Source organism: Mesorhizobium sp. P3_A8, assembly GCF_056402995.1.
The window spans coordinates 261,993-287,373 of record NZ_JBFUGI010000006.1; the positions used below are offsets into that span (position 1 = coordinate 261,993).

The following is a 25,381-nucleotide window of genomic DNA, read 5'->3' on the forward strand; positions in this document are numbered from 1 at the left end:
CATGGTAAAAAACTTGATTCAAACTTTATTGGTAATTTCTCGTTCATAACTAGGCTGGTTGTCCGTGGGCCGTCGCCCTCGGTCTGTTGTGTTTTGAGTACAGGTCCAGATGCGGTTACCAGGCGTCGTCAGTTTCGTGATCGCAGCGCTGTGCCTTGCCGGCTGTTCGTCGACATCGGGCATGGACGCGCTCGACATGCAAAAACCGTCGAACGAGACCACCAGCTCGGTGGTGCGGCCAAGCGCGCCGATCGCATCCGTGCCTGTGGCCAAAGCCAGAGCACGCAAGCTGGCCGAGGCAGCGCCCGTGGACGAACCTGCTCGGCCTTTTGGCCTGGCGGAAGAAGAAACGGCGATGCTCGCAACGCCAGAGCTGCCCGACAGTCCTGAGCTGCCCGACAGTGCCGAGCCGCCGGTCGAAGCAGCTGCACTGGTGTCGCCGTCGAAGCTATTGAGCCGCAATGGGCCGCCCATGTTTGCCGGGTCGATCATGCGTTACGGCTTTCGCGACGCCAAGCCGATCAATTTCGGCCGGTCATCGCCCAGGCATCTCGCCGTCCATGGGGTCGACGTCTCGCGCTGGCAAGGCGACGTCAACTGGGGCAAGCTGCGCGCCCAGGGCGCCAACTTCGCCTACATCAAGGCGACGGACGGCGGCGACCACCTCGATCCGATGTTCATGAAGAACTGGCGCAATGCCGATGCCGCCGGGCTGAAGCGCGGCGCCTATCATTTCTTCTACTGGTGCCGCACCGCCGGCGAGCAGGCCGACTGGTTCATCCGCAACGTGCCCAAGATGGATGGCGCCTTGCCACCGGTGATCGACGTCGAGTGGAATGGCGACTCCTCCTGCCAGCGGCGCCCGTCGCGCGAAAAGGTGCTGGAGAAGATGCAGGTGTTCATGGACAAGCTGGAGCGTCACTATGGTCAGCGTCCGATCATCTACACCGCGCCCGACTTCTATCGCGACAATCTGCAGGGTGCCTTTCTAGATTATCCCTTCTGGCTGCGCGCGGTGGCAAGGCATCCGTCAAAGGTCTATCCCGGCCGCAAATGGCTGTTCTGGCAGTATTCCGGCTCCGGCCTGTCGCATGGCGTGACCGGCCGCATCGACCTCAACGTCTTCCATGGCGACGAGCGGCAATGGCGTGCCTGGGCCGGTGGTGGCGGTCGTCAGGTGATGGCGGACGCGGACTAGAGCAATTCCAGAAAAAGTGTGAACAGTTTTCCCGGGAAAAGCGCAGAGCGCTTTCCCTTGGGAATTGCGTCAAAAAGAATCTAGCCCTTAGCGTCGCCGCCGGCTGATCCTCATTGGAGCTGGCGGCTTCCGCCATTGCGTTCCTCGCATAGCCGCAACCTCGCCCTCAAGCTCATGATCTCGGCAAGCGCCGCGTCGATCATGGTCAGAAGCGTCAGCGTATCGTGCTGGGTTGGATCGGCCCTGACATAGGCAAGCTGGTTCACGATGTCGTTGTCATCGTCGGCTTCATCGCTCATGCCCGTCTCCCGACTTGCTGTCTCGAGGATGTCTCCTCCCTTTTTAAGCCGATCGCTTCGGCCGTCAAATTACCCTTCTGCAATTCGGCGAAGTCAACAATGCTACGCCATTGAGAGGCTAGCGCGTCTTCCGCTTCACGGCTCGTTGATCATCGCCTCGATGTTGTAGCCGTCGGGGTCGAGCACGAAGCAGGCGTAGTAATTCTCCGCATAGTCGGGACGCGGGCCGGGTGCGCCATTGTCTTTGGCACCGGCCTCCAGCGCTGCCCGATAGAACGCATCGACCTCTGCCTTGCTGCTGACGCGGAAAGCGACGTGCACATGGGTGAGCGGCGGTGTCTCGCCGGTTCGCTGGATCTCGAACAGGCAGCCATTGCCGATATCGAAGGCCCAGAACACCTCTTCCTTGCCGAAGGACAGGTGATATCCCAGGGGCGCGAATGCGAGCTCATAGAAGAGCTTGCTCCTCTCCAGGTCACCCACTTCGATGGTTATGTGATCGATCATTTTGTCCTCCGTTGCGACGGCACCTTGTCAGCCTGCGTCTGGCGCGCTTCCTGGTCTCGAATGTCGGCGGTCTGGGCAAGCACCCAATCCCGGAACACCTTGATCTTCGGTACGTTGCGGCGGCTTTCCAGGTGTACCAGCCAATAGCCGTCACCATCGGACCCGACGATGTCGAAAGGCTTTATCAGCTGCCCCTTCGCCAACAGGGCGCTGTAGAGGTTTTGCGTGAGGATGGCAGCAGCCTGATCGGTCAGTGCTGCCATCGCATCATAAGCCTGCCCGCCGAGTGCCGGGCCGGGGATGACACGAGCGGGATCGAAGGGCACGCCGGCCGCTTCGAACCAGATTCTCCACCAGGGATCGTCAGGGCCGCATAGCGGCACCTTGTAGAGGTCTTCGGGATGGCGGATGCCGCCGACGCTCTCGGCCAGTTTTGGGCTGAGCATCGGCGTGTAGTCGGCCTTGAACAGATAGTGGGCGGTCAGGTCAGGCCATTTGCCGGTTCCTGTCCGGATGCCGATATCCATGCCCTCGCGCCCGAAATCGACCAGCCGGGACGATGTATCGACCTTCACGGCGAGGGAGGGATGCATCAGCTGGAATGTTCCAAGCCACACGGCCAGCCAGTTCGATGCAAATGTTGCCATGGTCGTCAGCGAAAGCACGCCGCTTGCGCCACCCTTGGTGGCGACCCAGGCATCCGCCAGGGCCGAGAACGCGCCCGTGGCGTGCGGCGCCAAGTGCTGTCCGGCCTCGGTCAATGCGATCTGTCTTGTTTTTCTTATGAAAAGCGGCGTTCCGGCGCGTTCCTCCAGCACCTTGATCTGATAGCTGGCCGCCGACTGGGTCATGCCGAGCTCTTCGGCCGCCTTGGTAAAACTGCCCAGTCTAGCTGCGGCTTCAAAGACCCGGATGGCCCCTAACGGTGGCAGTTCCCAGCTCATGATGCATCAATCCTCCTGATGCATGGTACGCGAGGTTCGATTGGAAACCAAGGCCGCAAACAGGCATGGTCTTGTCATCAACTCGAACCTGAAAGGACACGGCAATGACCCTCTACAACACGCTTCGTCGTCCGATGCTCGACCTCTTCACCGCGCCGTTCAGGCCCCGCAGGCGCGGCCTGCTCGACCACCGTTCGCTGTCGGATCATTTTCTGCGCGACATCGGCGTGCTCGACGGGCACGTACCTCCCGGCACCAGTCGCTGAAGACGTTTTTGACCCACACGGGATGCAAGGGAGGGAAAGGTGGATGTGTTGTCGCAGGCTCTGGCGAAGAGCCGTCAAACGATCACTGCTTATGAGGACTATGCGGAACGCTACGATGCCATCGTGCGGCATGTCCCCAACGAGAGAGAGCAGGCATCGCTGAAGCGCCTTGTGGCGATTGCCGGCACAGAAGGCCGGATTCTGGAAGTCGGGTCGGGAGCGGGCTACGACGCGGACTTTCTGGAGGACCTGGGCGTCAAGGTTCGCCGCACCGACGCGACGAAACGATTTCTCGAGCTGCAGGCCGCGCGCGGCAAGCATGGCGAGCTTCTCGATCTCCTCACCGATGATCTCGGCGGCCCCTATGACGCCGTCCTGGCGCTCGCCGTCCTGATCCATGTGCCGCGCGACCAGACCGACCAGGTGCTTGCCAGGATAACCGGGTCGCTGCGGCCTGGCGGCGCCTTCCTCGTATCGATGCGCAACGGCGATGGCGAGACATCAGGCAAATATCATACCGTCTACTGGCGCCGGGACGATTTTGTGGCCCGCCTCGAGGCCGCCGGGCTGGTCCTTCTCAGGGACGATTTCAACCTCGGCCGCAATGACGAAGAATGGAACACGTTCCTGGCTGTAAGGCCTGCGTGACGTGCCGACGCCGGCTTGCGTTCGGGCATATTGCCTCCACAATGGCAGGGATGATCTTGTAATGCGTGGTTTTCACCATGCTTACGGCCATCTTCGAGGGGCGAAATGCGAAACAAGCTGACAGGGACGTCTTGGCTCATCTGCGGAGCGTTGGCCTGCCTGTTGACAGCGCTGCCCGCGAAGCTGATGGCCTCGGGTCTGAAGGACCCGACTGCCGACACACTCGACCGCTGCCTGAACGACCCGGCCAATGGCTCTACATCTGGCCAAACCGAATGCGAGGCCGCGGCAACCGGTGACTATGATCACCGCATGAATGCCGCCTATGCGACGCTGATGCACGAATTGCCCCGCGAGGCTGCGCAGCAACTGCGCCTGTCGCAGCGCGCCTGGCTCGCCTTCCGCGACGCCGAGGCGAAGGCGCGCGACGCGCTCTATGAAACAAGGCAAGGCACGATGTACGTGCCCATGCAGGCAGCCGACGCCACCAATGTCATCCGGGATCGCGCGCTCCTGCTGGAGGGGTATGTTCGCGTCATGGCGATCGATGATTAGGCGGCGGCCACTGATGCTTGCCGGGCCGGTCCCCTCCCGACTTTGCGAATAAGCGAGACATTGCCGCCGCGGTGCTGTCTAGTGCCGGTTCCTGCACTCCGGGGGGATCAGGGTGGAACTCAAAATTCTGCTTGTCGGCTTTGTCTGCGTGGTCGCGGGCTGCCTGTCGCTCATCACCATTTTGAAATGGCGAGAGGTGCGGGCGCTCAGCCGCTGGCTGCCGACGCCGGGAAAGATCATCTCGTCGCGCGTCGAGGCGCGTGAGGTCAGAAGCTCGGGCGTCGGCTCGGACAGCAGCGATACCACCGAGATGCGCAATTTTCCGGCGATCACCTTCGAATACAAGGTGGGCGCCAAGAAGTTTCAAAGCTCGCGCTACAGCGTGAAGGAGAATTTGGGGAATTTCGAAGTCGCTGAGACGCTTGCGCAGTTTCCCCGCGGCGCCGAGGTGACCGTCTTCTACAATCCGGCTGATCCGAGCAAGGCCGTGATCGAGCGCACCATGCCGGACGGCGCTTTCAAGTTCATGTTCCAGCTCTCGGCGGGGTTGGTGGTCGGCGCGCTGGTGCTGGTGTTTTCCGTCGGCGGTCTGCTCGAGGCGATCCGGCCGCATCTGCGCAAGCCGCAGAACCTTGGAGCCGCTGCACTGCTGATGTTCATGGGCCTGATGATCCTGCGCATGGGCTTCGCCCAGAGATCGCTCGCCGCGCAAGCGGCAAAATGGCCGGTCGCCGCCGGTCGCATCGAGTCCTCAGGTCTGCAGGCGTTGCGAAATTATAGCGGCTATCGACGCTGGCGCACCGTCTTTAAATCCCGCATCGTCTACAGCTACGGCGTCGCCGGCCAACAATACAGTTCAGACCGTGTCACCTTCGGCGCCACGGTCACGGCCACGTTGCCCGGCCTCGTCAGCGGTCAGGCACGAAGCTATGCCGAGGGCGGCAACGTCGACGTCCACTACGACCCCGCCAACCCCGCCTCGGCCGTGCTCGAATGCCGGGTAAGGGGACTCTGGGTGCTGTGGGTCTGTTCGGCAGGCTTTCTCGGCGCCGCTGCCTGGCTGGTCGGATTGGTCTGAGGACAGGCTTTTGGCTTCCACAACGCTTTCCCGGAGATATCTGGTGATCATCCGCAAACTGACCTTTGTTGTCCTGGGTTTGCTCGGCCCGATGCAGGCGGCGAGCGCCAAGGAATGTCTGCTGAGTCACGCCGCCTACCGCGAGCCGCGCTCGGGCGCGGTTTTGCAATTCCGGCCGATCGACAACGAGCCGGCAGCGCTGACGGCGCAGGTGTTTTCATTGACCGTGCCCAACACCGACAAAAACCTGCCGGCCGACATCACCTGGACCAACGGCAGGAATTCTTTCCCGCTCGGCACCATCCGCCACACCTGTACCGACGACGACCGCGAAGCGGGGCTGCAAGACGGCAGCGGGCTGTGCCGGATATGGGACGGCCAAGTCTACGCCTTGACCGGCGGCGGCGCCGAGCAGTTGAATTCGCGCGAAGCGACACCGGCGCCGAAAGGGCTGCTCCTGCCTGATTTCGGCGTGGCTTTCACCGAATGGGCCGATTTCGCCAACGCCAATCCGGATGGCTCGGCCTGGGATGCCTTCACCTTGACAGGATGCAGCGATGACTAGCGCCATGAGATCGATCACCTGCGCCTGCGCCCTTTTTGCATCCGCGACGATATCCGCTGTGGCCGACGAACCGGCGCCCTCGCGCCCGCCGATCGACAAATGCGTCTGGGAAAAACTGTCCGACAAGACGATCGGCCTTGCCGCCTGGGCGCAGCGCTGCGATTTCGGCTTCCGCCAGATCCATTTCGAATTCACCGGCAACGCACTCGCCATCAAATACAGCGATGGCGGTGACGCCGATCCTCTGGTCGAGGTGTTCGACGTCAAACCAGGCGAAACCGCCGAGGCTGCCTTGCTGCGCCTGTTCCTGGAAAAGACAGACAAGGCCGTCAGTGCCCGCTGCGCGCTGGCGCCTTACACCGAGGGTACCGTGCCCGCCGGCGTCAAGCGCTACACATTCAGCCCCGACGCCGCCTACGCGAAAGAGCTGAAAGCGCTCGCCAACCCCGATGAGGTTCCCGAACCACCTTGCGGCGACTGGGGCGAAATGCCTGACGGCATCCAGTACTTCGAGGTGCCGGCGGGTGAGGGACGGAAGGTGCTGTTCGTTCGTGTCGGGCAGGACGAACCGTTGTTTGATGAGCAGACGCTGCGGGTGTTGCCGGCGGGGTAAGTGCCAAGATCAGGTTCTGATCTATTCTAAATCGAATGGATCGTGGAGCCTGTCCTCTATGCCTCTTGAAAACTCTATCGGTGAAATGGGTAGTCCCAAGTATTTGAAAAAGCAGATGGCTGCCCGATTTTGTAGCCAATACGATGCACGAAACCGTCTCCAATGATAGAGCGATCTAAGTCGGGAATAGGTCCCCTATTGGAGTATTTTGAGACCAAGACTTCAATGTTTCCTTGGCGATTAAATACATAGCGGTCAGCAAATAGAGCTATGACCTCATTAACGCGGGTTATGGTCTTGCTGCTGTACGTGTCCCTATGTGGTGTAGATGTCTTTCTTCGGGAATCAACGCACATTGCGACGCGCGGAGTTATCGGAAAAATCAATTCGAATTCATCTGATTTTTTTACGTCGTAGGGAATGATTTGATCTAAATGTGCGCCTGCTATGAAGTAACAAACCGGATTGTCGCTAGAGATAAAATCAACGTCTGTCTTGTTGTGCAGGAACGTCGGAACTTTTAAGCGATCCATTACAGAAGACATGCCTTGAACAATATTATGCATTGATAGGATAGCAGTATGCGGGTCTATGCCTATTTTGACGATTCCGGAATCCAATATATCTTGCATTCCAACCGAACTCGAAAGATTTCCCGTTGCCTTGCGGTAAGCTGTCAATAAAACGTCTGGCACAGGTTCGGAAATTTGACCGGAAACTTGCACGACAGAATCTCGCAACAATTGCATGACTGCTCTGAGCGCATTCGGCACGCGGCATCGCATAGATAGAAGGAACTCGATAAACTGCGCAATCTCGCCTCTCGAGAGTTCCTTCTTTCCGCAGATGAGTCTGACAGTTTGGTCCCAGCCGCTCTCTATTTTGTCCGAGAAAAGCCGCTCCATGGCATTGTCAAAGCGCCCTTCAGCGTGAACCGGCTGAGAATATAGGTATTTCTCTTTGAAAACTGCCTTTGGGGACGTGGAAAAAACTCTGCAATTGTCCCACGTGTCATAAACGGTGATGTGCCCCTTTTCGTTGGAAAAGTGCTTAGAGTAGGTCTCTGGGATGTAGTGCTGTTGCTTCGGTTCTGGTGCCATTGCGAAAATCAGCTCCCAACACGTTTTCGCGTATTGGGAGCCGAGTCCTAGTGGTGCCGTTGTTGGGGCTTTCCCGGTAATCCCTCAGCTGCACCCGCTCGTGGCGCCGCACGTGTCACACTTCTCACAAGTCCCGTTCCGCACCATGGTGAAGTTCTGGCACTCGGAGCAGGAATTGCCGGTGTAGCCTTGCAGCAGTGACCTGGCACGGCGGTCGGCGGCGAGTTTCTTCGCTTCGGCCGCTTCATTGGCTGCGGCGTCGGTGAACAGTGCCGCCGTGGTGTCGGAAGCAGCCCCCGCCGCTTCCTCGAAGGCGATGTCTTCGGCCAGTTCCTTGGCGCGATCCTCATAGTCGCGCTTGTAGGCGACCGCCTCGTCGCTGGCCGGCTTCAGCGCCAGCACATTGGAGCCGGAGAAGGCGGTCGGCGCCGAGCGGGCAGGGGTGGTGGAGCCGGCAAAGCCTTTCGGCTCGTTGCCGATTGCCCTCGACACCAGCTTCACCGGCGAACCGCGGGTCAGGCCCTTGGAGACGGCGTCGGTCTTGCCTTCGCTGATGCCACGGCCAAGTGCGGTGTTGGAGAAATCCGACTGGTCGACATGGGCGAGGTCGTTGCGGCCGAGATAGGAGATCGCCAGCTCACGGAACACGTAGTCGAGGATCGACGTCGCGCTCTTGATGGCGTCGTTGCCGATGACCATGCCGGCCGGCTCGAACTTGGTGAAGGTGAAGGCGTGCACATATTCGTCGAGCGGCACGCCGTACTGCAGGCCGAGCGAAATCGCGATGGCGAAGTTGTTGAGAAGGCCACGCAGCGTGGCACCCTCCTTGTTCATGTCGATGAAGATCTCGCCCAGGCGGCCATCATCATATTCGCCGGTGCGCAGGAAGATGGTGTTGCCACCGATCTTGGCCTTCTGGGTATAACCCTTGCGGCGACCGGGCAGCTTTTCCTGCTCGCGCGACACGCGCTCGATGATGCGCTCGACGATCCGCTCGGTGATCTGTGCTGCACGTGCCGCGGCCGGGGCCGCGATCAGCTGCTCGACCGCATCGTCCTCATCCTCCTCGCCATCGGCGAGCAGCGAGGCATTGAGCGGCTGCGACAGCTTCGAGCCGTCGCGGTAAAGCGCGTTGGCCTTCAGCGCCAGCTTCCACGACAGCATGTAGGCGCCCTTGGCGTCTTCCACCGTCGCATCGTTGGGCATGTTGATGGTCTTGGAGATGGCGCCGGAGATGAAGGGCTGCGCCGCCGCCATCATCTGGATGTGGCTGTTGATCGACAGCGAGCGCTTGCCGATCTTGCCGCACGGGCTGGCGCAGTCGAACACGGCGAGGTGTTCGGCCTTGAGGAAGGGCGCGCCTTCCAAAGTCATCGCACCGCAGACATGGATGTTCGCGGCCTCGATGTCCTTGCGGGAGAAGCCCAGCGCCGGCAGGATCTCGAACGAGAAGTCGTTGAGCTGCTCGTCGGTGAAGCCAAAGGTCTCCTTCACCCAGTCGGCGCCGAGCGTCCACTGGTTGAAGACGAACTTGATGTCGAAGGCCGACTTCAGCGCCGCATTGAGTGCGGTGATCTTGTCGTCGGTGAAGCCTTTTGCCTTGAGCGAGCCGGGGTTGATTGCCGGCGCCTGGTTGAGATTGCCGTGGCCGACCGCATAGGCCTCGATCTCGGCCAGCTGGGCTTCGGAATAGCCGAGCGTACGCAATGCTTCCGGCACGGCGCGGTTGATGATCTTGAAGTAGCCGCCGCCAGCGAGCTTCTTGAACTTCACCAGCGCGAAGTCAGGCTCGATGCCGGTGGTGTCGCAATCCATGACCAGGCCGATCGTGCCGGTCGGCGCGATGACGGTTGCCTGCGCGTTGCGGTAGCCGTGCTCCTCGCCAAGCTCGATGGCGCGGTCCCAGGCGGCTTTCGCATGCTCGACAAGCGCCTCCTGCTTGAGGTCGGAAGCGACCAGCGGCACCGGATTGACGGCCAGCTTCTCATAGCCGTCCTTGTCGCCATAGGCGGCACGGCGATGGTTGCGCATGACGCGCAGCATGTTCTGGGCGTTGCGGTCGTAGTCGGCAAAGGCGCCGAGCTCGGCGGCCATTTCGGCAGACGTGGCATAGGCCATGCCGGTCATGATCGCGGTGAGTGCGGCGCAGATCGCGCGGCCTTCGTCCGAGTCATAGGGAATGCCCGAAGTCATCAGCAGGCCGCCAATATTGGCGTAGCCCAGGCCGAGCGTGCGGTATTCGTAGGACTGCTTGGCGATCTCCTTCGACGGGAACTGCGCCATCATCACCGAGATTTCGAGGACGATGGTCCACAGCCGCACCGTATGCTCGTAGGCAGCGATGTCGATCGTGCCGTCACCATTGCGGTAGGGCAGCAGGTTGATCGAGGCGAGGTTGCAGGCCGTGTCGTCGAGGAACATGTATTCCGAGCACGGGTTGGAGGCCCGGATCGCACCGGCGGAAGCGCAGGTGTGCCAGTCGTTCATCGTCGTGTTGAAGTGCAGGCCCGGATCGGCCGATGCCCAGGCGGCGTAGCCGATCTTTTCCCAGAGATCTCGCGCCTTCAGCGTCTTCAACACCTTGCCGTCCTTGCGGGCGGTCAGGTGCCAGTCGGCGTCCTGCTCGACGGCGCGCAGGAAATTGTCCTTCAGCGACACCGAATTGTTGGAGTTCTGGCCCGAAACCGTCAGATAGGCGTCCGAATCCCAGTCGGTGTCGTAGGTCTTGAACGACATCGAGGTGTAGCCCTGCTTGGCGAACTGGATGACGCGGTAGATGTAGTTCTCCGGCACCGCGTCCTTCTTGGCCGCCTTGATCTCGCGCTTCAGCGCCGTGTTGATAGCCGGATCGAAGCAATCGTCGCCATTGCCTTCGCAATTGACGCAGGCCTTCATGATCAACTCAAGATGCTTCTTGACGATCTTGGAGCCGGTCACCAGCGAGGCGACCTTCTGCTCTTCATTGACCTTCCAGTCGATGAATTCCTCGATATCGGGGTGGTCGGCGTCGACGATGACCWTTTTGGCGGCGCGGCGCGTCGTGCCGCCCGACTTGATGGCGCCCGCCGCGCGGTCGCCGATCTTGAGGAAGCTCATCAGGCCGGACGAACGGCCGCCGCCGGACAGCTTTTCGCCTTCGCCGCGCAGCAGCGAGAAGTTCGAACCGGTGCCGGAGCCGTATTTGAACAGGCGCGCTTCACGCACCCACAGATCCATGATGCCGCCCTCGTTGACGAGGTCGTCCTGCACGCCCTGGATGAAGCAGGCATGCGGCTGCGGGTGCTCGTAGGAAGACTTCGACTTGGTCAGCTTGCCGGTGAAGGGGTCGACATAGAAGTGGCCCTGGCTCGGGCCGTCGATGCCGTAGGCCCAATGCAGGCCGGTGTTGAACCATTGCGGCGAATTCGGTGCGACGCGCTGGGTGGCCAGCATATAGGCAAGCTCATCGCGGAAAGCGCGCGCGTCTTCCTCCGACGTCTTGAAGTAGCCGCCCTTCCAGCCCCAATAGGTCCAGGTGCCGGCCAGCCGGTCGAAGACCTGGCGGGCATCGATCTCGGACCCGTAGCGCTCGGCTTCCGGCAGCTTGGCAAGCTCGGCCTCGTCGGCAATGGAGCGCCACAGGAAGGAGGGGACGTCGTTCTCCTCGACCTTCTTCAGCCGCGCGGGGACACCAGCCTTGCGGAAATATTTCTGCGCCAGGATGTCGGCGGCGACCTGGGAGAACTGCGCCGGCACATCGATGTTGTCCAAGCGGAACACCACCGAGCCATCCGGATTCTTGATCTCGGAAAGGGCCTTGCGGAATTCGATCTCCGCATAAGCTGATTGGCCTGGCTTGGTGAAGCGACGCTCGATGCGCATTGGTCCGGTCCTTTTGTCTATATATAGCGCTTTCGTCAGGGGATTTCTGCCCCCAATGCGAAACGCGCATGTCCGCCGTCTGCCGGCGTTCGAAAACGGCCGGCTCTCCATTTCGCGATCTCCCCCAGCACTTGCTACCTGGGCTCCTTAAGAAGCCTCTGTCACAACGCACCGGAGAACCTCGCGGGTCCCTCAAATCTGATTTTTTCGATTCCCTCACTCGAGGGAAATTCACACTATCTAGCGTCGAACCTACCTGCAAACACTAAATATAGTATTAACAGACAATTTATTCCAGTCCGACAATTCTCCCTTTCGTCGCCCCACCACCCCACAATCCCAACGCTTCCGCCGGCCTCGTAAACAGGCGAAAATGCGGGCAAAAACGCACATAATCCGGGAAAAAGACCGGGCTCAGAACTTTCCGGTCGCACTCTCAACAGGAGCGCATGGCCTATAAAAGGCGACTCGTTTTGCGCCGTCAAGGATTCGTTTGCGTAGCTTTTGTGACCCCAACATCTTGTGTGTCACACATGTGGATAACGGGGATAGAAATGCGCCGCTGCGATTATCGTTTCGGCCGGCGGGTTGCTGTCGTTGACAGTCAGGAGGCACTGGTCGGCGGCGATCGGCCAACCGCAAAGCCTGTCAGGCCGATACACCCGATGTCAGCCGTAGTGCAGCTTCGGCTTCGGCTCGGTGCCGGTGAACTGCACGCCGACCCGATCGTTGCGGCGCCAGCGAACCTCGCAGCGATAGGCGACGCCGTCGAGCGGCACATAGAGAAGGAAACGATCGGGAACCCGCGACTCGAGCGGTATCTTCAACTCGGCGCCGCCCGCATGCTGGTTGCGGACCATAACGCCGATTTCCGAATTTTGAATCCCGGTGATGACGGAACCGCCCTTGAGCACGCGTGGACGGTGCTCGCGCTTGGAGGCGTCGGACTCTTGCTTAAGTGGGTCTACGGAGTTTGCCATCGATCAATCGCCATATTGATCGATTCTTAGCGATGAAAAATTAGCAAACCATTCATGCGGCACATCACATGGTTGTGAATCCGCCGTAGGACACGCGAAAGATGTCGCTCAGGCAAACCTATGCGGGTCGGCGCAGAAATAGGCGATGATCTGGCAAAGGTCGGGTTCATTGACCATACGCACCGCTTCGCTGGAATTGACCCATTTGCGGGTGCGGGAGCGTTTTTCCTTCCAACGCTCGGCGATCTTGTCGACGTGCAGTGGAAACACCAGCACCTCGCAAGGCACTTCTTCGCCCGATGCCAGCACCTTGGCATAGAAGTAACGGCCGGCTTCGAGATGAGAGATGCTTCCGCGCAGTCCGGCTTCCTCGCCGGCCTCACGCGCCGCCGCCTCGCAGAGCGGCTCCCTGGCTTCCGGCCAGCCCTTCGGCAACACCCAGCGACCAGTATCACGGCTGGTGATCAGCATGATCTCGACGCCATTTCCGGTATCGCGCCACGGCAGGGCGGCAACTTGCAGGCGGCACGGCGCGGTGCCGAAGAGTCGCCGGACCCTTTCAGCCAGATGGTTGTGCGTCGTTGGCCTTGTCAACATCGGAGAAGCTAGCCCCAGCCTCCAGAATCGTTTGCCGCCTTACGAATCTTACGGCTAATTGTGACCAATAAAAGTAAAAACTTTGGTCAGGCTGGCCGATTCCCGTCAAGAAGGGTCGATTTGATAGGATATCCTGCCCCGCAGACCCGTCCGCGGAAGCAAATATTGTCATCTGTGGCGGCTTAACTGGAAAAAAGCGGCGTGTTGCGAATCAACCTGCGTGGTCGTCGGCGATCGGCTTCTGATAGGTGAAGCCCATATCCCAGGGGAAATAGATCCAGGTGTCCTGGCTGACCTCGGTGACGAAAGTGTCGACCAGCGGGCGGCCTTTCGGCTTGGCGTAAACGGTGGCGAAATGCGCCTTGGGCATCATTGCGCGCACGATCGCCGCCGTCTTGCCGGTGTCGGTCAGGTCGTCGATGATCAGCACGCCGACGCCGTCGTCGACCAGCAATGCCGGCGTAATCTCCTTCAGTACCTGCATCTGCCCCTGGCTGGTGTAGTCATGATAGGAGGCGACGCAGACCGTCTCGATGACGCGGATGCCGAGCTCGCGCGCAATGATCGCCGCGGGGACCAGTCCGCCGCGGGTGATGCAGACGATCGCTCGCCATTGCCCCTTGTTGGCGCCGGAAAGCCGCCAGGAAAGCGCACGGGCGTCGCGATGGAACTGGTCCCAGGAGACCGGGAAGGCTTTTTCGGGAAGGGACATTTTTCGCGCACTCCGCAGCACGCGAAGACCGCGTGCACAAAAACAGGGGAATGCGCGCGGAATTAAACGGAAACCCCTGGGCTTGGCAAGGGCGACCGGCTGCGATGGCTGTGGACTTATCGCGACAGGAAGGCCGCCACCTGCGTTGTGCGCAGCACCGTGCGTGTCACCCCGCCAAACAGCAATTGGCGCAGCCAGGAGTGGCTGTAGGCGCCAAGCACCAGAAGATCGGCGCCGGTCTCGGCGATCCGGTTCTGGATCATGTCGTCGACCGAGGTGCCGCCCGATTTCTGCACCGAGACGCTGACATTGGCGCCATGGCGCGACAGGGCCGATGCGATTTCGGCGCCGGCGGCCTCCGGGCTTTCGTCGAGCGTGTCGGGCGGATCGATGACCAATATGTCGGTTTTCTCGGCCTCGATGATGAAGGGCAGTGCGTCGAAGGCGGCGCGGGCGGCTTCCTTGCTGCCGTTCCAGGCGAGCAGCACATGTTTGAATGTGGTGACCAGCGGACCCGCATGTGGCACCACCAGCACCGGCCGGCCCGCATCATAGACCAGCGTATCGACATCGGCGCTCGGGTCGCCGCCCGTATCGCGCTGGGCGGCAATGATCAGATCGGCGGCGCGCACGCTCGAAATGCCGGTCAGCGCGCTGTCGCCGGAGAAACTCTCCAGGCTGCGCCATTCGAAGGAGAGGCCGGAATCCTCAATGCTCCGCAGGAAGACAGCCTGCAGCTTGTCGGCCCGCTCCCGATTCAGGTCGGCCGAGACCTGCAGGAACTCGGTATCCGGGAAGCCGGTCGCCGAAGTATAGGGCACCGGAAGCGCCTCGGCATGGATGCCGATCAGATGGCTCTCGAAGCGGCTGGCGAGCGGAATGGCGCAGTCGAGCACGCGCTCGGCGTCCTGCTCGTTCTGCAGAATGGCAACGATGGTCTTGAAGCGCATGGTGGTCCCTCAATCTGGCGAGCTTCGATCTCGCGTGCAAGGAAACGTTGGCGCGCCGTGCTTGGTTCCGGCCTCAGCTCGCCTTGGCGGCGAAACCCGCCACCATCGCCTCGACATCGGCGCGCGCGGCCTCGAGCGCCTCCTGGCTGCGGGCGCGAACGACCAGTTCGGTCCAGAACTTGCCGTCGCCATACTTTGGATAGGAACCGATGATCGTGTCCGGATGCGCCTTCTGGATCTCACCCAATGGCCCGCCGATAAGGCCTTCGCCGAACGGACAGTGCACCGTCGCCGACAGCATCTTCGTGCCGGTCTTCAGCGTCGGCACGACATTGTCGAGCATGGCTTGGAAGATCGATGGCACGCCGGCCATGACGTGGACGTTGCCGATGCGGAAACCAGGCGCCACCGAGACCGGGTTGTCGATGTGGTCGGCGCCGCGCGGCATCCTCGACATGCGCTTGCGCGCGTCGGTGTATTCGATGCCGCGCGCCGCATAGCTTTCGCCCAGCATCGCATAGGCCTTGGCATCGTATTCACAGGGAACGCCGAACGCCTTGGCGATCGAATCGGCGGTGATGTCGTCATGGGTCGGGCCGATGCCGCCGGTGGTGAACACATAGGTGTAGCGCGCGCGCACGGCATTCACCGCAGCAATGATCTCGTCTTCCTCGTCGGGAACGATGCGTACTTCCTTCAGGTCGATACCGACAGCCGTCATGATGTCGGCGAGGTGGCCGATGTTCTTGTCCTTGGTGCGGCCGGACAGAATCTCATCGCCGATGACGAGCATGGCGGCTGTAACGATTTCAGGCATGGAGGGCTCCGGCAGGACGGGTCGCCTGAGATAGCGCGGCGCGTGGCTGTCGGCAATGCCAACCGGGGGGAACAATCCATGCCAGGACGGCCCCGTTTCGATGTGAGGTTGCGGCGTAACCGGATGCAGGTAAGCTCAAACTGGTTCTGGTCCGGGTGAACAATGCTGATATCGATCCTGTCGTGGCTGCTGGCCCTGTTGCTCCTGCTGGCGGCCCTGGGGTTCGCCTGTCTGGTGCTGGCGACGCTGTGGATCGCGGCGAAGGCGCAAAGACTGGTGCCGCCGGTCGGAAAATTCATCGAGATCGACGGCAACCGCATCCACTATGTCGATGTGGGCGAGGGCAGGCCGATCGTCTTCCTGCACGGGCTTGGTGCGCAACTCCATCATTTCAGGCACACGCTGTTCACGCACTTTGGCCCGGGCTACCGGCTGATCGCGCTCGATCGTCCGGGATCGGGCTATTCGGTGCGCGCCAGCGGTGCCACCGGCCGCTTGCCCGAGCAGGCAGCCCTGGTGCGCGGCTTCATTGAAAGACTGGGGCTGGAAAGGCCGCTGGTGGTGGGTCACTCGCTGGGTGGCGCCGTCACGCTGACGCTGGCCGTGGAGCATCCCGAGGCGATTTCGGGCATCGCCTTGCTGGCGCCGTTGACGCATCTGGAAACCAGGGCACGCCAGCGGTTCGACCTGCTCTACATTCCCTCGCGCCTGAAGCGCTGGATCATGGCCTACACCGTGGCGATACCGCTGAGCCTGCGCTATGCGCGGCCGACGATGGAATTCATCTTTGCGCCGCAGGCTTTTCCTGCGGACTACATGGTCGACGGCGGTGGCTGGCTCGGGCTGCGGCCAGCCCATTTCCAAGCGACTTCAGCCGATGTCGTGGCCATTGAACAGGATCTCGGCCGCATCGAGCAACGCTACTGCGAGATTGCCATGCCTGCCGGCATCCTGTTTGGAACCGGCGACCGCGTCATCGACATCCGCATCCATGGCGAGCCGATGCGAGGCAAGATCAAGGGGCTCGATTTCGAACCCGTCGATGGGGTCGGCCATATGCCGCAGTTCGTCGAGCCGAGGCGGGTGATTGATTTCATCGAGCGGATTGCCGCCCGCGCGTTTCCATCACCCCAGCCTCACGACAATTTCAATGAACCAACCGGCTGACTGCCGGGTTTACCCCGTGTCGCACCCAAGGCGACCAAGACACGGAGTAATGCAATGTACAGGAAACTTCTCGCAGCATCGGTTCTGACGATCGGTCTCGCCACATCGGCGATGGCGCAATCGTCGGACGCCGCATATTCCAACCATCACAGCTGGTGGCCGTTCGGCAACGAAGAGTCTTCAGGTGTTGACCAGAACACGACCGGAAGCATCAATGGCGACCGCTCCGGGCTGGACAGCCTCGGCGACACTGGTGCGGCCGGACCTTGCGCTTACAATACGGCCGGTCCGGATGCGAATGCCGGACTGAACACCAACGACCACTATTGCGGTAAGTAGTTCAACCGCTGGGCAGCCGCTGACCGTAGGACGTCGTCTCTCCTGACGTCCGCGGTCGGCGCCCTGCCTGTTCCTGCCGGCAAGTTCTCTTCTTCAGACTTTTCCGGGAAATTGCTCAGTCGGACACTTCGGTCTGCGGCCGGTCGCGGCCATCCGCCAGTTCCTCATGCCATTTGCCATCGGCATCCTCGTACTGGATGCCGTCCGTCGCGCCGGCCACCTGCTGCTCGGCCGAGGCGATCTCGGCGGCGCGCAACGCATCCTGATGGGTGGGAAATGTCTCCGAGAAGGTCGAACCGACCTTGTAGGCCCAGCCGCCGTCATGCTCGACGATCTTGTAAGTCAGCTTCGCCATCAAAACCTCCGGTTGAAAGTCCGCCTGCTCAAYGCAGCCGGTCGTCGGACAGCCTGTCGTCGGGCACCAGCACTTCCGATTCCCTGGCGGCCTCGATCAATGCCCGTCGCGCTTCCGCTGTCGAACGATAACCTTCCAGCACTTTGAGGCAAGTGTCGAGGGCATCACGATGACGCGGACCGCGATTGAGCGGCCACACCGTCATCAGACACTCCGCCGCTTCCTGGGTGCTGCGGATATGGCGATATTTGCCGACATGGCCGAGTTCGACCACGACCGGCGTTTCAAAAGGTTTGTTGTCCATCATGGCCGCAACGCAAAGCAGCCAATTTGGTTGCAAAAGTGGCCGTCAGCCTGCGCCCAAACGTCTCAGAGGCTGTTTGGGAACCTCTGCTCCGGCAGCCATCCAGAGCGATTTTCGAAACGGCCTCAGTAGCCGCAATCGTTGCGCAGCCAGCGTGCGTTCGCCCAGCCGGTCGTACCGCCGATTTCGACCTGATACCAGTTGCCGCGCCGGTCGAAGATTTCGGTGTGATCGCCATTGAACAGCTGGCCGATCATCCGCGATGACGAGTTTGGCCGTGTCCGCACGGCGAGAAAGCCGCTGCCGGTGGCCAGATTGTAGCGCCCGGACAGGCCGTGCACCGTACCCTCGCAATATTGCGCGACGCTCGGCGTCGATGCACCGAGCCAAAACCCGGCGACAGTCACAAGCATCGCAGCCGGCAAGAATGCCTTGAACGACATGATTTCCTCCCAAGCCCGGCCGCGCCCGCCGCAGCCTCACCCAAATTAACAGTTTGCGGCGAGAATTGAAGCGGGCTGTTGCAGACGGGCTGGGCAGGATGCGCCGGTATCAGGAAAACGGGCCGATCAGCCCGCCGCCTTCATCCAGTGTTCCATGGTCGTCACCGAGCGGGCGAGCTGTGGCGCCGGATGGATCTTTTCGCTGAATGTGGCGGCAGCACGCCAGCCCCAGCGCGGGTCGGCGAGGAAGGCGCGCGCCAGCGCCACCATGTCGGCTCGGCCCTCGGCGATAACAGCCTCGGCCTGCTTCGGATCGTCGATCAGGCCGACCGCGCGGGTCGGGATGCCGGCGCCCTTGCGCACGGCTTCCGCCAGATGCACCTGATAACCGGGGCCGGTGGGCAATTTCTGCAACGGCGAATTGCCGCCGCTGGAGCAGCAGAGATAGGCGACGCCCTCGGCCTTCAGGGCCTTCGCTACTTCGATCGAATCCTCGACGTCGAAGCCGCCATCGACCCAGTCCTTCACCGACAGCCGCGTGCCGAGCATCAGCTTTGGCACCGCCTTTTTCACCGCCCTGGCGATTTCGACGACAAGACGCATCCGGTTTTCCAGCGAGCCGCCCCAGCGGTCCGTGCGCTGGTTGGACAGCGGCGACAGGAACTGGAAGATCAAATAGCCATGCGCGGCATGCAGTTCGATGAAGTCGAAGCCGGCGCGTTCGGCCCGTTTTGCGGCTTCGACGAAGCGCTCGATGAGCTGCAGGATTTCTTCCTCATTGAGCGCGCGCGGCACGTTCCAGCCGGTGTCATAGGCGATGGCCGAGGCCGAGACGGTCTGCCAGGGGTCTTCGTTTGGCTGCAGCGGGCCGCCGCCTTCCCAGGGCTTGCGGTTCGAGGCCTTGCGGCCGGCGTGCGCCAGCTGCGTGCCGAATTTCGTGTCCGGCGCGGCGACGCGTCGTGCAGCGTCCAGTGTACGGCGCGCGGCGGCTTCATTGTCATCGGAATAAAGCCCGAGGCAGCCATGCGTGATACGCCCGCGCCGCTCGACATCGGTCATCTCGACCGTGACCATGCCGGCACCGGACATGGCCAGGTTCATCCAGTGATAGAGATGCCAGTCGCTGGCGCAGCCGTCCTCGGCGGAATACTGGCACATAGGCGCCACTGCGATGCGATTGTGGAATGTGAGGCCGTCGAGCGTGATCGGCTGAAAAAGCGATGCAGTCATGAAAGGGCTCCGGGGAGGGGAACACGTTACTTAGGAAATGGAACTCTTGCATACCACACACGAGAGAGTGAAACGCCCGCTGGACCAATCACTGTCCCAATTGCACCGGCGCAGGTTCGCGGCTACGCCTGCGCTCGGCAGCAAATACCGAGGTGTCCAATGGAAGATCGCATTCGCATCCGCTCCGAAGAGGTTCTTTCCGACGACTGGGCGGTGCTGAAAAAGACCGTGCTCGACTATCGCCGGCGTGACGGCCAGTGGGAGACGCAGATCCGCCAGACCTATGATCGCGGCGATGGCGCGGTGATCCTGCCCTACGACCCCAGCCGTTCGACCGTGCTGCTGGTGCGCCAGTTCCGCTATCCCGCCTACGTCACCGGCCATCGCGAGCCACTGATCGAGGCCTGTGCCGGGCTGCTCGACGAAAACGATCCCGAAACCGCCATCCGCAAGGAAGCCGAGGAAGAGCTCGGCTATCGGCTGAACAAGATTGAGCGGCTGTTTTCGCCTTACATGAGCCCAGGCAGCGTCACCGAGCGGCTGTGGTTCTTCGTCGCCCGCTATTCACCCGCCGACCGCATCTCGGCCGGCGGCGGCGCGCCGGAAGAAGGCGAGGACATCGAGGTTCTGGAAATGCCGCTCGATGAAGCGCTGGCCGGCATTGCCGACGGACGTATCGTCGATGCCAAGACGATTATTCTGATCCAGCATTTGAAGCTGAACCCGATGAAGGCCTGAGCCACGCCATCGCACCTTGCCCTGGTGCTGAAGCATCAACGCCGGCTTGCGACCGAGTTGGTGATCGCTGGCGGCTAACGAAATCGCTAGGTTGACAAAAACCGGCGCCTCAAACAATTTTCAGTCGAGGGAAAAAGTGAGGACATAATGAAGAAGACATATGAAACGCCGTTGCTGACCAAGCGTGAGCGTCTGCCATTGATTACCGCGCAGATCGTTCCGATCTCGGGGCCGGTGAAAAACGCCTGATTGCCTCCCAAGGTGAACATATCAAGCCCGCTGGCTCTAACCGGCGGGCTTTTTCATTTCCGGCGCGGGAAGCCTCGGCCTTCCTCTCCGGCGGCTCGCCGAAAGGCATGAAGCGGCCGTCGGCTCAAGGCTCCATGGGCGAGCCTGATCTAAATCGGTGCTGTGAAGCACTTGCGCGGCCAGGAGGATCTGCGACACGCTTCGCTGCAGGATTTCCGTAAGGAGAACAGAGATGGCCACAGCTAAGGACCAAGAGCGCCGGAACTTAGACGCATGAAATACGTCATCGCCTCGCTGTTCGGCGCCTTGCTATTGTTCGGTTTCATCGTGTTGGCTGGCGCTGGCCACGGGTGGATCGCGGGCGCGTATAGTTGCCTGCCATTAGCGGCGGTCTCGTTTGCCGCCTGGCTCAACGCACTGCGCACTACACCTTCAGCCCATATCGCTAACGGACTGCTTGTTACCGCATGCGTCGTGCTCGTGGGCACGGCATTTGGTACGCTATCGGAAGGCACGGACTACTTCCTTCATTATTGGCGCGTGCAAGGTCCTCTCACCGGGTCTGTTATCGCTCTCATCTATTTCAACTGGGTATTCGCTTACGGGCTCACGTGGTGGCTCCGCCGCAGAGAGACTTAGCTTGCAGCCCTGCCACCGAGATCGAGGCGCGGAACCTCGCCGACCACTTGCCTTACGGCTGCGGACAGGCCGGCACGTCCCTTTCACGGATGAAGTTGCGCAAGGCCTCCATGTCCCGGGACAGAGGCCGGTCGTCGGAATAGTGGGCGATGTTTTCCCGGACCATTCGGTAGATGGCGTCGGTACCAGGCGCGCGTGCACCGCGCTGCGCCAGAAAATCATGGGCCTGCGCGGCTGCCATGAGTTCGATCGCCAGGATGTATTCCGCGTTGTCGATGACCGCCAGCAGCTTGTTGGCTGCGACGGTTGGATGAGCAAGAAAATCCTCTTGCAGGCCCGATGTGACACCGCCGTCAGTCGCCGCCGGCGCGGCCAAACGCCGATTGACGTTGCTGAGCGACGTGGCGGTGTATTGGGCGATCATGAAGCCGGAATTGGCTCCGTCCTCATCGGCAAGGAAGGCCGGCAAATTGCTGACAAGTGGATTGACGAGACGGTCGATCCGACGCTCGCTCATTCCAGCCACCTGAGCCAAGGCGATGGTGAGGCCGTCAGCCGCCTGCCCAAGAGCGGGCGCCACCGCATGCGCTTCTGAAACAACCTGAGGATCGTTCAAAGACCCGAATACCGCGGGATTGTCGGTGACGGCGGCCAATTCGCGGTCGACCAGCTCGGCAGAACGGTCCAGCACCTCCCGGGCGGCGCCATGAACGTGCCGCACGGCGCGAAGGCTGAGTGCGTCCTGCGTGCGACTGCCGTGTGCCAGCGCAATAAGTTCGCTGCCGTGAAGCCAGCCACGCAGCGATTTGCCAACGTCCTGAATGCCGGGTGAGGGCCTCATCGCCAGGATCGCCTCGCCAAAAGCCGGCATTTGTGCGCCTGCGGCTTCAAGCGTTAAAGCCGCCGCCGCGTCAGCCCATGCCAGCAAACGCTCCGCGCGCCGCACGGCGATGCTTGTCAGGCCGGTTGCGCACGCGGTGCCATTGACGAGGCTCAAGCCTTCCTTGGCGCCAAGCTCCAACGGCTCCAGACCCATTTCGGCCAGGGCTTCGAGCCCGCTCATTGAGCGACCTGCCACGGTTGCGCTGCCTTCACCGATCAAGACCAGTGCCACATGCGCATTGTGCGTCAAATATCCGGCCGATCCCCGGGACGGCACGTCGGGAACGCAGTCGCGCTCGATAAAGGTGAGCAAATTACGGACGATCGCAGGGCTCACGCCCGAATGGCCATGCGCGAAATTTGCCACCTGAGCAGCAATGATGGCGCGCACGCCGCGTCTCGGCACGAGGTCACCGACGCCGCACGCGTGACTGCGAATGATATTGCGCGACAGTTTCTTGTGCAGGGCAGGCGCCACGACCTTGCTTGCCAAGGCGCCCACCCCTGTATTGACGCCATAGGCGCGGATGCCTTTGTCGACGATGGCCGCCACGAGCTGGTGCGCAAAAGCGATCCTCTCCCACGCTGCCTGGCCAAGCGCCAGAGATTCGCCTTCGCTTACTCCCGCGATATCGCGCCAGCTGGCGTTTCCATCTATCGTTATTGTCATTGCCCGTTCCGAAATAGCTTTGCGAATGCGCAGGCGCTCGCCTGAAAGGCGGCATGAGAACCTTGCCCCGGTTCCATACCGTCCAACCGCGATGCATATTGGCGATGGAATTGCCGACTGATACGACTGGAGCGACGTCGTCGGTAATAATAGACATGCCGTCCGCGATCCGGCGCTGGAAATCCGGCGCCCGAAAAGCTTTTCGCGCAGGCTATGCCGTTAACCAGCCATCGCGCCGGTTCTGCAAGAAAGACGCGCTCCTGGCCAAATTTCGCGCTGTCTGCAGGCCACAGCAAGGCGCATGGGCCTCCCGCAGTCTGGACAACGGCCAGGGTTGAACGCGCGCTGGCGGGGCTCGGGAGGAAACTAATTCATCGCGCGGGCGTTCAATAGGAATATGGCGCAAATCGAGAGTGCGTATGAGCCCTGGTGAAAAGGCCACTTTTGAGACTGAACGCGAAGCCCGTCTCGCCAAGAATGCCCGTCTCAAGGAACTTCGGTCTCATGCGTCCTGGCTCGCGTTTGATCCCCACGCTCCATTTCACGATGAGATCGACTTCTCAGCTGTCTTTGAGGAAAACACGTTGCGCCACCGCTGGTAACCGGATTCCTTTGGCGGCTCCGTGAGGGTAAGAGATGACCACTCGATGGGCTGCCGGCTTTCCATTCCTCAAATATCGCGATCAAAAGACAAAGGGCCTGGGCCGCCAACCATTGCGATCCAGCCAGGTCCTTAGCCGCCGGGTTCATCGCGACATTGCACGATTTGATCTAGGTCCCCGTCTCATGCGCGTTAGAGGCTCGGCGCAGGCGGCGACATAGCCGATGATAGATCGGCGAACTTTGAAGGTCTCGTGTTGCATGGGTGAATAGCAGCACGACAAACAGAACAACCACTGCAGCTGTAAACCCGATAACGTGAGCCATTCAAGCGAACGTCGCTGGGGTCGATATGTTCCAAGGGATAATGCCAACGCCCATTGCTGGTGCGGACGACGGGAATCGAACCCGTACGATCAGAGATCGAGGGATTTTAAGTCCCTTGCGTCTACCAATTCCGCCACGTCCGCAGGCCCGCCCTTTTCAGATGCCAGACACAGGCCGTCAAGTCGTGTTCTTGAGCTGTCTGAGTGCGCAGCCCAGAGGAGGGGGCGCGGCGATACTGGCGTGATCGCGGAATTTAGCGCGCCGCGCACAGTGGATAGGGTCTTTGCACGGCGGACTTGATCCGCCGAGGCCGGCGTCTACCAGGCCCCAACCCATTCCCCCGCCCACTGGGGGCGCCGGCCGCCCCTCTCATCGAAATTGCTGATCACCTGAGGGCCTTCGCTCGCCGATCGCTATCGGCGCGCTCAGAACTTGTAGCTCAGGTTGACGCCGACGGTGTTCAGCTTCGTATCCTGGTCGCGGCCGACAAAGTCGCTGGATCCATCATAGTGTTCGGAGCCGAAATCGTAGTAGCGATATTGGGCGCCGACGACGAACTTGTCGGTCAGCGCATAGTCGACGCCGGCGCCCACCGTCCAGCCGACATTCGTGCGTGTCTCGGAGAATGCGGAGCCTGAGGCTTGCGACGTCTCGATCCCGGCGAAGGCGACCCCGCCGATGCCGTAGACCAGCACACGATCCATCGCATATCCGGCCTTGGCGTTGACCGACCCGAACCATTTGATGTCGGTACCGACGACATTTCCGGGCCCGCCAAGTTCCGTCGTGCCGTCGATCGAGGAATAGTTGAGGTCGGCTTCGGCGCCGATCACCGCCTGGTCGAACTGCCACAGGCCGGCGACGTGCCCGCCGACGAAACCGCCATCAATGTCGGGCGAGACGGAAAACGGTCCGCCGTCGTTTCCCGAGATATCGGATTGGCCCCAGCCATAGCCTGCCTGCAGGCCGGCATAATATCCGGTCCAGTCGAAGCCGGGCGCGGTCATCGGGACATCGACCGTCGGGTCAGCCGCGAAAGCCGGCATGGACAGGACGGCAAGAAGACCAGCACTTGCGACCACAAGGCGATACATTCGAACTCCCCGGACGAAGAGTCGGAAAAATCCTTGGCAATCAAGGTAGACCGATTTGCGACAAAACGGAATCGGATTTCTGGCTGCGGCAGTGTGTGCCGCGCAGACCCGCGGCCTGCAAGTGCACTACAGCTGACATTGCCGGGCGAATGTCAGCGTGCAAGATGGTCGTCTCGCGGGGAAAATCCTGATGAACAGCCTGGCTCGTCTCATCGCTGGGGTAGCCATTGCGCTGCTCGCCTGCGGCTTCGCCATGGCCGAGCCATTGACGCTCGCCATTGCCAAGGCCGTGGTCGTATCCGATGCAGCCTCGGGACAGATGGCGCTCAACCTCAAGATGACACCGGGCAGCGCTAAGGCGTTCGCCGACTTCACCAGGGCGAATGTCGGCAAGGTGGTCGATCTCAGCGTCGACGGTGCCGTGGTGGCCTCGCCGCGCCTGGTCGAACCCATCCTCGGCGGCGAGGTGATGCTCAACGGCACCTTCGCGGCGGGCGAACTCCAGCGCCTCGCGGAACGGATTTCAGCCGGAGGTGCGAAAGTCACGGTCGAGGTAAAGGCCGAACAGCCTTTGTGAGGGCTGGGTAGGCCTATCCGTTGTTTGACGCTGGTCAAAACCAGGCAGGCTTGGCACAGTCGTGCAAACAGGAGTCC

Annotated in this window: 28 protein-coding genes and 1 tRNA gene; 12 read left to right on the plus strand and 17 right to left on the minus strand. The window is 61.3% G+C overall.

Annotated elements, in window-relative coordinates:
- Positions 1 to 109: 109 nt before the first annotated feature.
- Positions 110 to 1,198, plus strand: a complete 1,089-nt coding sequence (locus tag AC1DX4_RS16630) for a glycoside hydrolase family 25 protein (RefSeq protein ID WP_477221328.1) — start codon at positions 110 to 112, stop codon at positions 1,196 to 1,198.
- A gap of 110 nt (positions 1,199 to 1,308) precedes the next feature.
- On the opposite strand, the gene AC1DX4_RS16635 is transcribed toward AC1DX4_RS16630, so the two are convergent.
- From AC1DX4_RS16635 to AC1DX4_RS16645, 3 genes are all read right to left on the minus strand, one after another.
- Positions 1,309 to 1,497 carry a hypothetical protein gene (locus AC1DX4_RS16635; RefSeq protein ID WP_027045554.1) on the minus strand — a complete coding sequence of 63 codons (189 nt, stop codon included), beginning with the start codon at positions 1,495 to 1,497 and terminating at the stop codon, positions 1,309 to 1,311.
- A 135-nt stretch (positions 1,498 to 1,632) separates the two neighbouring features.
- Entirely contained in the window at positions 1,633 to 2,004 is a 372-nt protein-coding gene (locus AC1DX4_RS16640) for a VOC family protein (RefSeq protein ID WP_477221329.1), read from the minus strand.
- The gene (locus AC1DX4_RS16645) at positions 2,001 to 2,948 is read right to left on the minus strand and encodes a LysR family transcriptional regulator (RefSeq protein WP_477221330.1); all 948 of its coding nucleotides are present in this window, start codon (positions 2,946 to 2,948) and stop codon (positions 2,001 to 2,003) included. The genes AC1DX4_RS16640 and AC1DX4_RS16645 overlap by 4 nt, the downstream gene beginning before the upstream one ends.
- A 104-nt stretch (positions 2,949 to 3,052) precedes the next feature.
- Between AC1DX4_RS16645 and AC1DX4_RS16650 the strand changes: the two genes are divergently transcribed.
- The 6 genes from AC1DX4_RS16650 (at position 3,053) to AC1DX4_RS16675 (ending at position 6,673) form a co-directional block, all read left to right on the plus strand.
- Positions 3,053 to 3,214: a hypothetical protein gene (locus AC1DX4_RS16650; protein WP_464610746.1), complete on the plus strand. Its 162-nt coding sequence runs from the start codon at positions 3,053 to 3,055 to the stop codon at positions 3,212 to 3,214.
- Positions 3,215 to 3,253: 39 nt separating this feature from the next.
- Positions 3,254 to 3,862 (plus strand): class I SAM-dependent DNA methyltransferase, encoded by a 609-nt coding sequence (locus tag AC1DX4_RS16655; protein WP_477221331.1) that lies wholly within the window; start codon positions 3,254 to 3,256, stop codon positions 3,860 to 3,862.
- A gap of 162 nt (positions 3,863 to 4,024) precedes the next feature.
- Positions 4,025 to 4,417: a lysozyme inhibitor LprI family protein gene (locus AC1DX4_RS16660; RefSeq protein WP_477221332.1), complete on the plus strand. Its 393-nt coding sequence runs from the start codon at positions 4,025 to 4,027 to the stop codon at positions 4,415 to 4,417.
- A 112-nt stretch (positions 4,418 to 4,529) separates the two neighbouring features.
- A complete protein-coding gene (locus AC1DX4_RS16665) occupies positions 4,530 to 5,495 on the plus strand; it encodes a DUF3592 domain-containing protein (protein ID WP_477221333.1) in 966 nt (321 codons plus the stop codon).
- Positions 5,496 to 5,538: 43 nt separating this feature from the next.
- A complete protein-coding gene (locus AC1DX4_RS16670) occupies positions 5,539 to 6,060 on the plus strand; it encodes a hypothetical protein (protein WP_477221334.1) in 522 nt (173 codons plus the stop codon).
- The gene (locus AC1DX4_RS16675) at positions 6,053 to 6,673 is read left to right on the plus strand and encodes a hypothetical protein (RefSeq protein ID WP_477221335.1); all 621 of its coding nucleotides are present in this window, start codon (positions 6,053 to 6,055) and stop codon (positions 6,671 to 6,673) included. The genes AC1DX4_RS16670 and AC1DX4_RS16675 overlap by 8 nt, the downstream gene beginning before the upstream one ends.
- 74 nt (positions 6,674 to 6,747) lie before the next feature.
- Here AC1DX4_RS16675 and AC1DX4_RS16680 read toward each other — a convergent pair whose 3' ends face one another.
- From AC1DX4_RS16680 to AC1DX4_RS16710, 7 genes are all read right to left on the minus strand, one after another.
- A complete protein-coding gene (locus AC1DX4_RS16680) occupies positions 6,748 to 7,773 on the minus strand; it encodes a DUF4238 domain-containing protein (protein ID WP_477221336.1) in 1,026 nt (341 codons plus the stop codon).
- An 84-nt stretch (positions 7,774 to 7,857) separates the two neighbouring features.
- Entirely contained in the window at positions 7,858 to 11,634 is a 3,777-nt protein-coding gene (locus tag AC1DX4_RS16685) for a vitamin B12-dependent ribonucleotide reductase (RefSeq protein ID WP_477221337.1), read from the minus strand.
- Between the two features lie 668 nt (positions 11,635 to 12,302).
- Positions 12,303 to 12,614 carry a PilZ domain-containing protein gene (locus AC1DX4_RS16690; RefSeq protein WP_477221338.1) on the minus strand — a complete coding sequence of 104 codons (312 nt, stop codon included), beginning with the start codon at positions 12,612 to 12,614 and terminating at the stop codon, positions 12,303 to 12,305.
- A gap of 108 nt (positions 12,615 to 12,722) precedes the next feature.
- A complete protein-coding gene (locus AC1DX4_RS16695) occupies positions 12,723 to 13,211 on the minus strand; it encodes an NUDIX hydrolase (RefSeq protein ID WP_477221339.1) in 489 nt (162 codons plus the stop codon).
- Between the two features lie 211 nt (positions 13,212 to 13,422).
- Positions 13,423 to 13,923, minus strand: coding sequence for a xanthine phosphoribosyltransferase (gene gpt / locus AC1DX4_RS16700; RefSeq protein ID WP_477221340.1), 501 nt, complete (start codon positions 13,921 to 13,923; stop codon positions 13,423 to 13,425).
- A gap of 116 nt (positions 13,924 to 14,039) precedes the next feature.
- Positions 14,040 to 14,873, minus strand: coding sequence for a universal stress protein (locus AC1DX4_RS16705; RefSeq protein WP_477221341.1), 834 nt, complete (start codon positions 14,871 to 14,873; stop codon positions 14,040 to 14,042).
- 73 nt (positions 14,874 to 14,946) lie between these two features.
- Positions 14,947 to 15,690, minus strand: coding sequence for a competence/damage-inducible protein A (locus AC1DX4_RS16710; protein ID WP_477221342.1), 744 nt, complete (start codon positions 15,688 to 15,690; stop codon positions 14,947 to 14,949).
- A gap of 162 nt (positions 15,691 to 15,852) precedes the next feature.
- On the opposite strand from AC1DX4_RS16710, the gene AC1DX4_RS16715 reads away from it, so the two are divergent.
- Together AC1DX4_RS16715 and AC1DX4_RS16720 are read left to right on the plus strand one after the other, a co-directional pair.
- Complete coding sequence (locus AC1DX4_RS16715; protein WP_477221343.1) at positions 15,853 to 16,857, plus strand: alpha/beta fold hydrolase; 1,005 nt, start codon at positions 15,853 to 15,855, stop codon at positions 16,855 to 16,857.
- 54 nt (positions 16,858 to 16,911) lie between these two features.
- On the plus strand, positions 16,912 to 17,196 hold the full coding sequence (locus AC1DX4_RS16720; RefSeq protein WP_477221344.1) for a hypothetical protein: 285 nt from the start codon (positions 16,912 to 16,914) through the stop codon (positions 17,194 to 17,196).
- 115 nt (positions 17,197 to 17,311) lie between these two features.
- Here AC1DX4_RS16720 and AC1DX4_RS16725 read toward each other — a convergent pair whose 3' ends face one another.
- From AC1DX4_RS16725 to AC1DX4_RS16740, 4 genes are all read right to left on the minus strand, one after another.
- Entirely contained in the window at positions 17,312 to 17,551 is a 240-nt protein-coding gene (locus tag AC1DX4_RS16725) for a DUF2188 domain-containing protein (RefSeq protein ID WP_019857848.1), read from the minus strand.
- A gap of 28 nt (positions 17,552 to 17,579) precedes the next feature.
- A complete protein-coding gene (locus tag AC1DX4_RS16730) occupies positions 17,580 to 17,858 on the minus strand; it encodes a DUF982 domain-containing protein (protein ID WP_477221345.1) in 279 nt (92 codons plus the stop codon).
- 122 nt (positions 17,859 to 17,980) lie between these two features.
- Positions 17,981 to 18,298 (minus strand): SH3 domain-containing protein, encoded by a 318-nt coding sequence (locus AC1DX4_RS16735; RefSeq protein ID WP_477221346.1) that lies wholly within the window; start codon positions 18,296 to 18,298, stop codon positions 17,981 to 17,983.
- A 126-nt stretch (positions 18,299 to 18,424) separates the two neighbouring features.
- Positions 18,425 to 19,528, minus strand: coding sequence for an NADH:flavin oxidoreductase/NADH oxidase (locus AC1DX4_RS16740; RefSeq protein WP_477221347.1), 1,104 nt, complete (start codon positions 19,526 to 19,528; stop codon positions 18,425 to 18,427).
- A gap of 159 nt (positions 19,529 to 19,687) precedes the next feature.
- Here AC1DX4_RS16740 and AC1DX4_RS16745 point away from each other — a divergent pair, with 159 nt between their 5' ends.
- Both AC1DX4_RS16745 and AC1DX4_RS16750 read left to right on the plus strand, forming a co-directional pair.
- The gene (locus AC1DX4_RS16745) at positions 19,688 to 20,266 is read left to right on the plus strand and encodes an NUDIX domain-containing protein (protein ID WP_477221348.1); all 579 of its coding nucleotides are present in this window, start codon (positions 19,688 to 19,690) and stop codon (positions 20,264 to 20,266) included.
- Between the two features lie 522 nt (positions 20,267 to 20,788).
- Positions 20,789 to 21,154 carry a hypothetical protein gene (locus AC1DX4_RS16750; protein WP_477221349.1) on the plus strand — a complete coding sequence of 122 codons (366 nt, stop codon included), beginning with the start codon at positions 20,789 to 20,791 and terminating at the stop codon, positions 21,152 to 21,154.
- A 52-nt stretch (positions 21,155 to 21,206) separates the two neighbouring features.
- Here AC1DX4_RS16750 and AC1DX4_RS16755 read toward each other — a convergent pair whose 3' ends face one another.
- The 3 genes from AC1DX4_RS16755 to AC1DX4_RS16765 all read right to left on the minus strand — a co-directional run bounded on the left by AC1DX4_RS16755 (position 21,207) and on the right by AC1DX4_RS16765 (position 24,727).
- A complete protein-coding gene (locus AC1DX4_RS16755) occupies positions 21,207 to 22,706 on the minus strand; it encodes an HAL/PAL/TAL family ammonia-lyase (protein ID WP_477221350.1) in 1,500 nt (499 codons plus the stop codon).
- A gap of 984 nt (positions 22,707 to 23,690) precedes the next feature.
- Positions 23,691 to 23,776, minus strand: a tRNA-Leu gene (locus AC1DX4_RS16760).
- A 282-nt stretch (positions 23,777 to 24,058) separates the two neighbouring features.
- Positions 24,059 to 24,727, minus strand: a complete 669-nt coding sequence (locus AC1DX4_RS16765; RefSeq protein WP_477221351.1) for an outer membrane protein — start codon at positions 24,725 to 24,727, stop codon at positions 24,059 to 24,061.
- A gap of 190 nt (positions 24,728 to 24,917) precedes the next feature.
- Here AC1DX4_RS16765 and AC1DX4_RS16770 point away from each other — a divergent pair, with 190 nt between their 5' ends.
- The gene (locus AC1DX4_RS16770; protein ID WP_477221352.1) at positions 24,918 to 25,304 is read left to right on the plus strand and encodes a SecDF P1 head subdomain-containing protein; all 387 of its coding nucleotides are present in this window, start codon (positions 24,918 to 24,920) and stop codon (positions 25,302 to 25,304) included.
- The last annotated feature ends 77 nt before the right edge of the window (positions 25,305 to 25,381 follow it).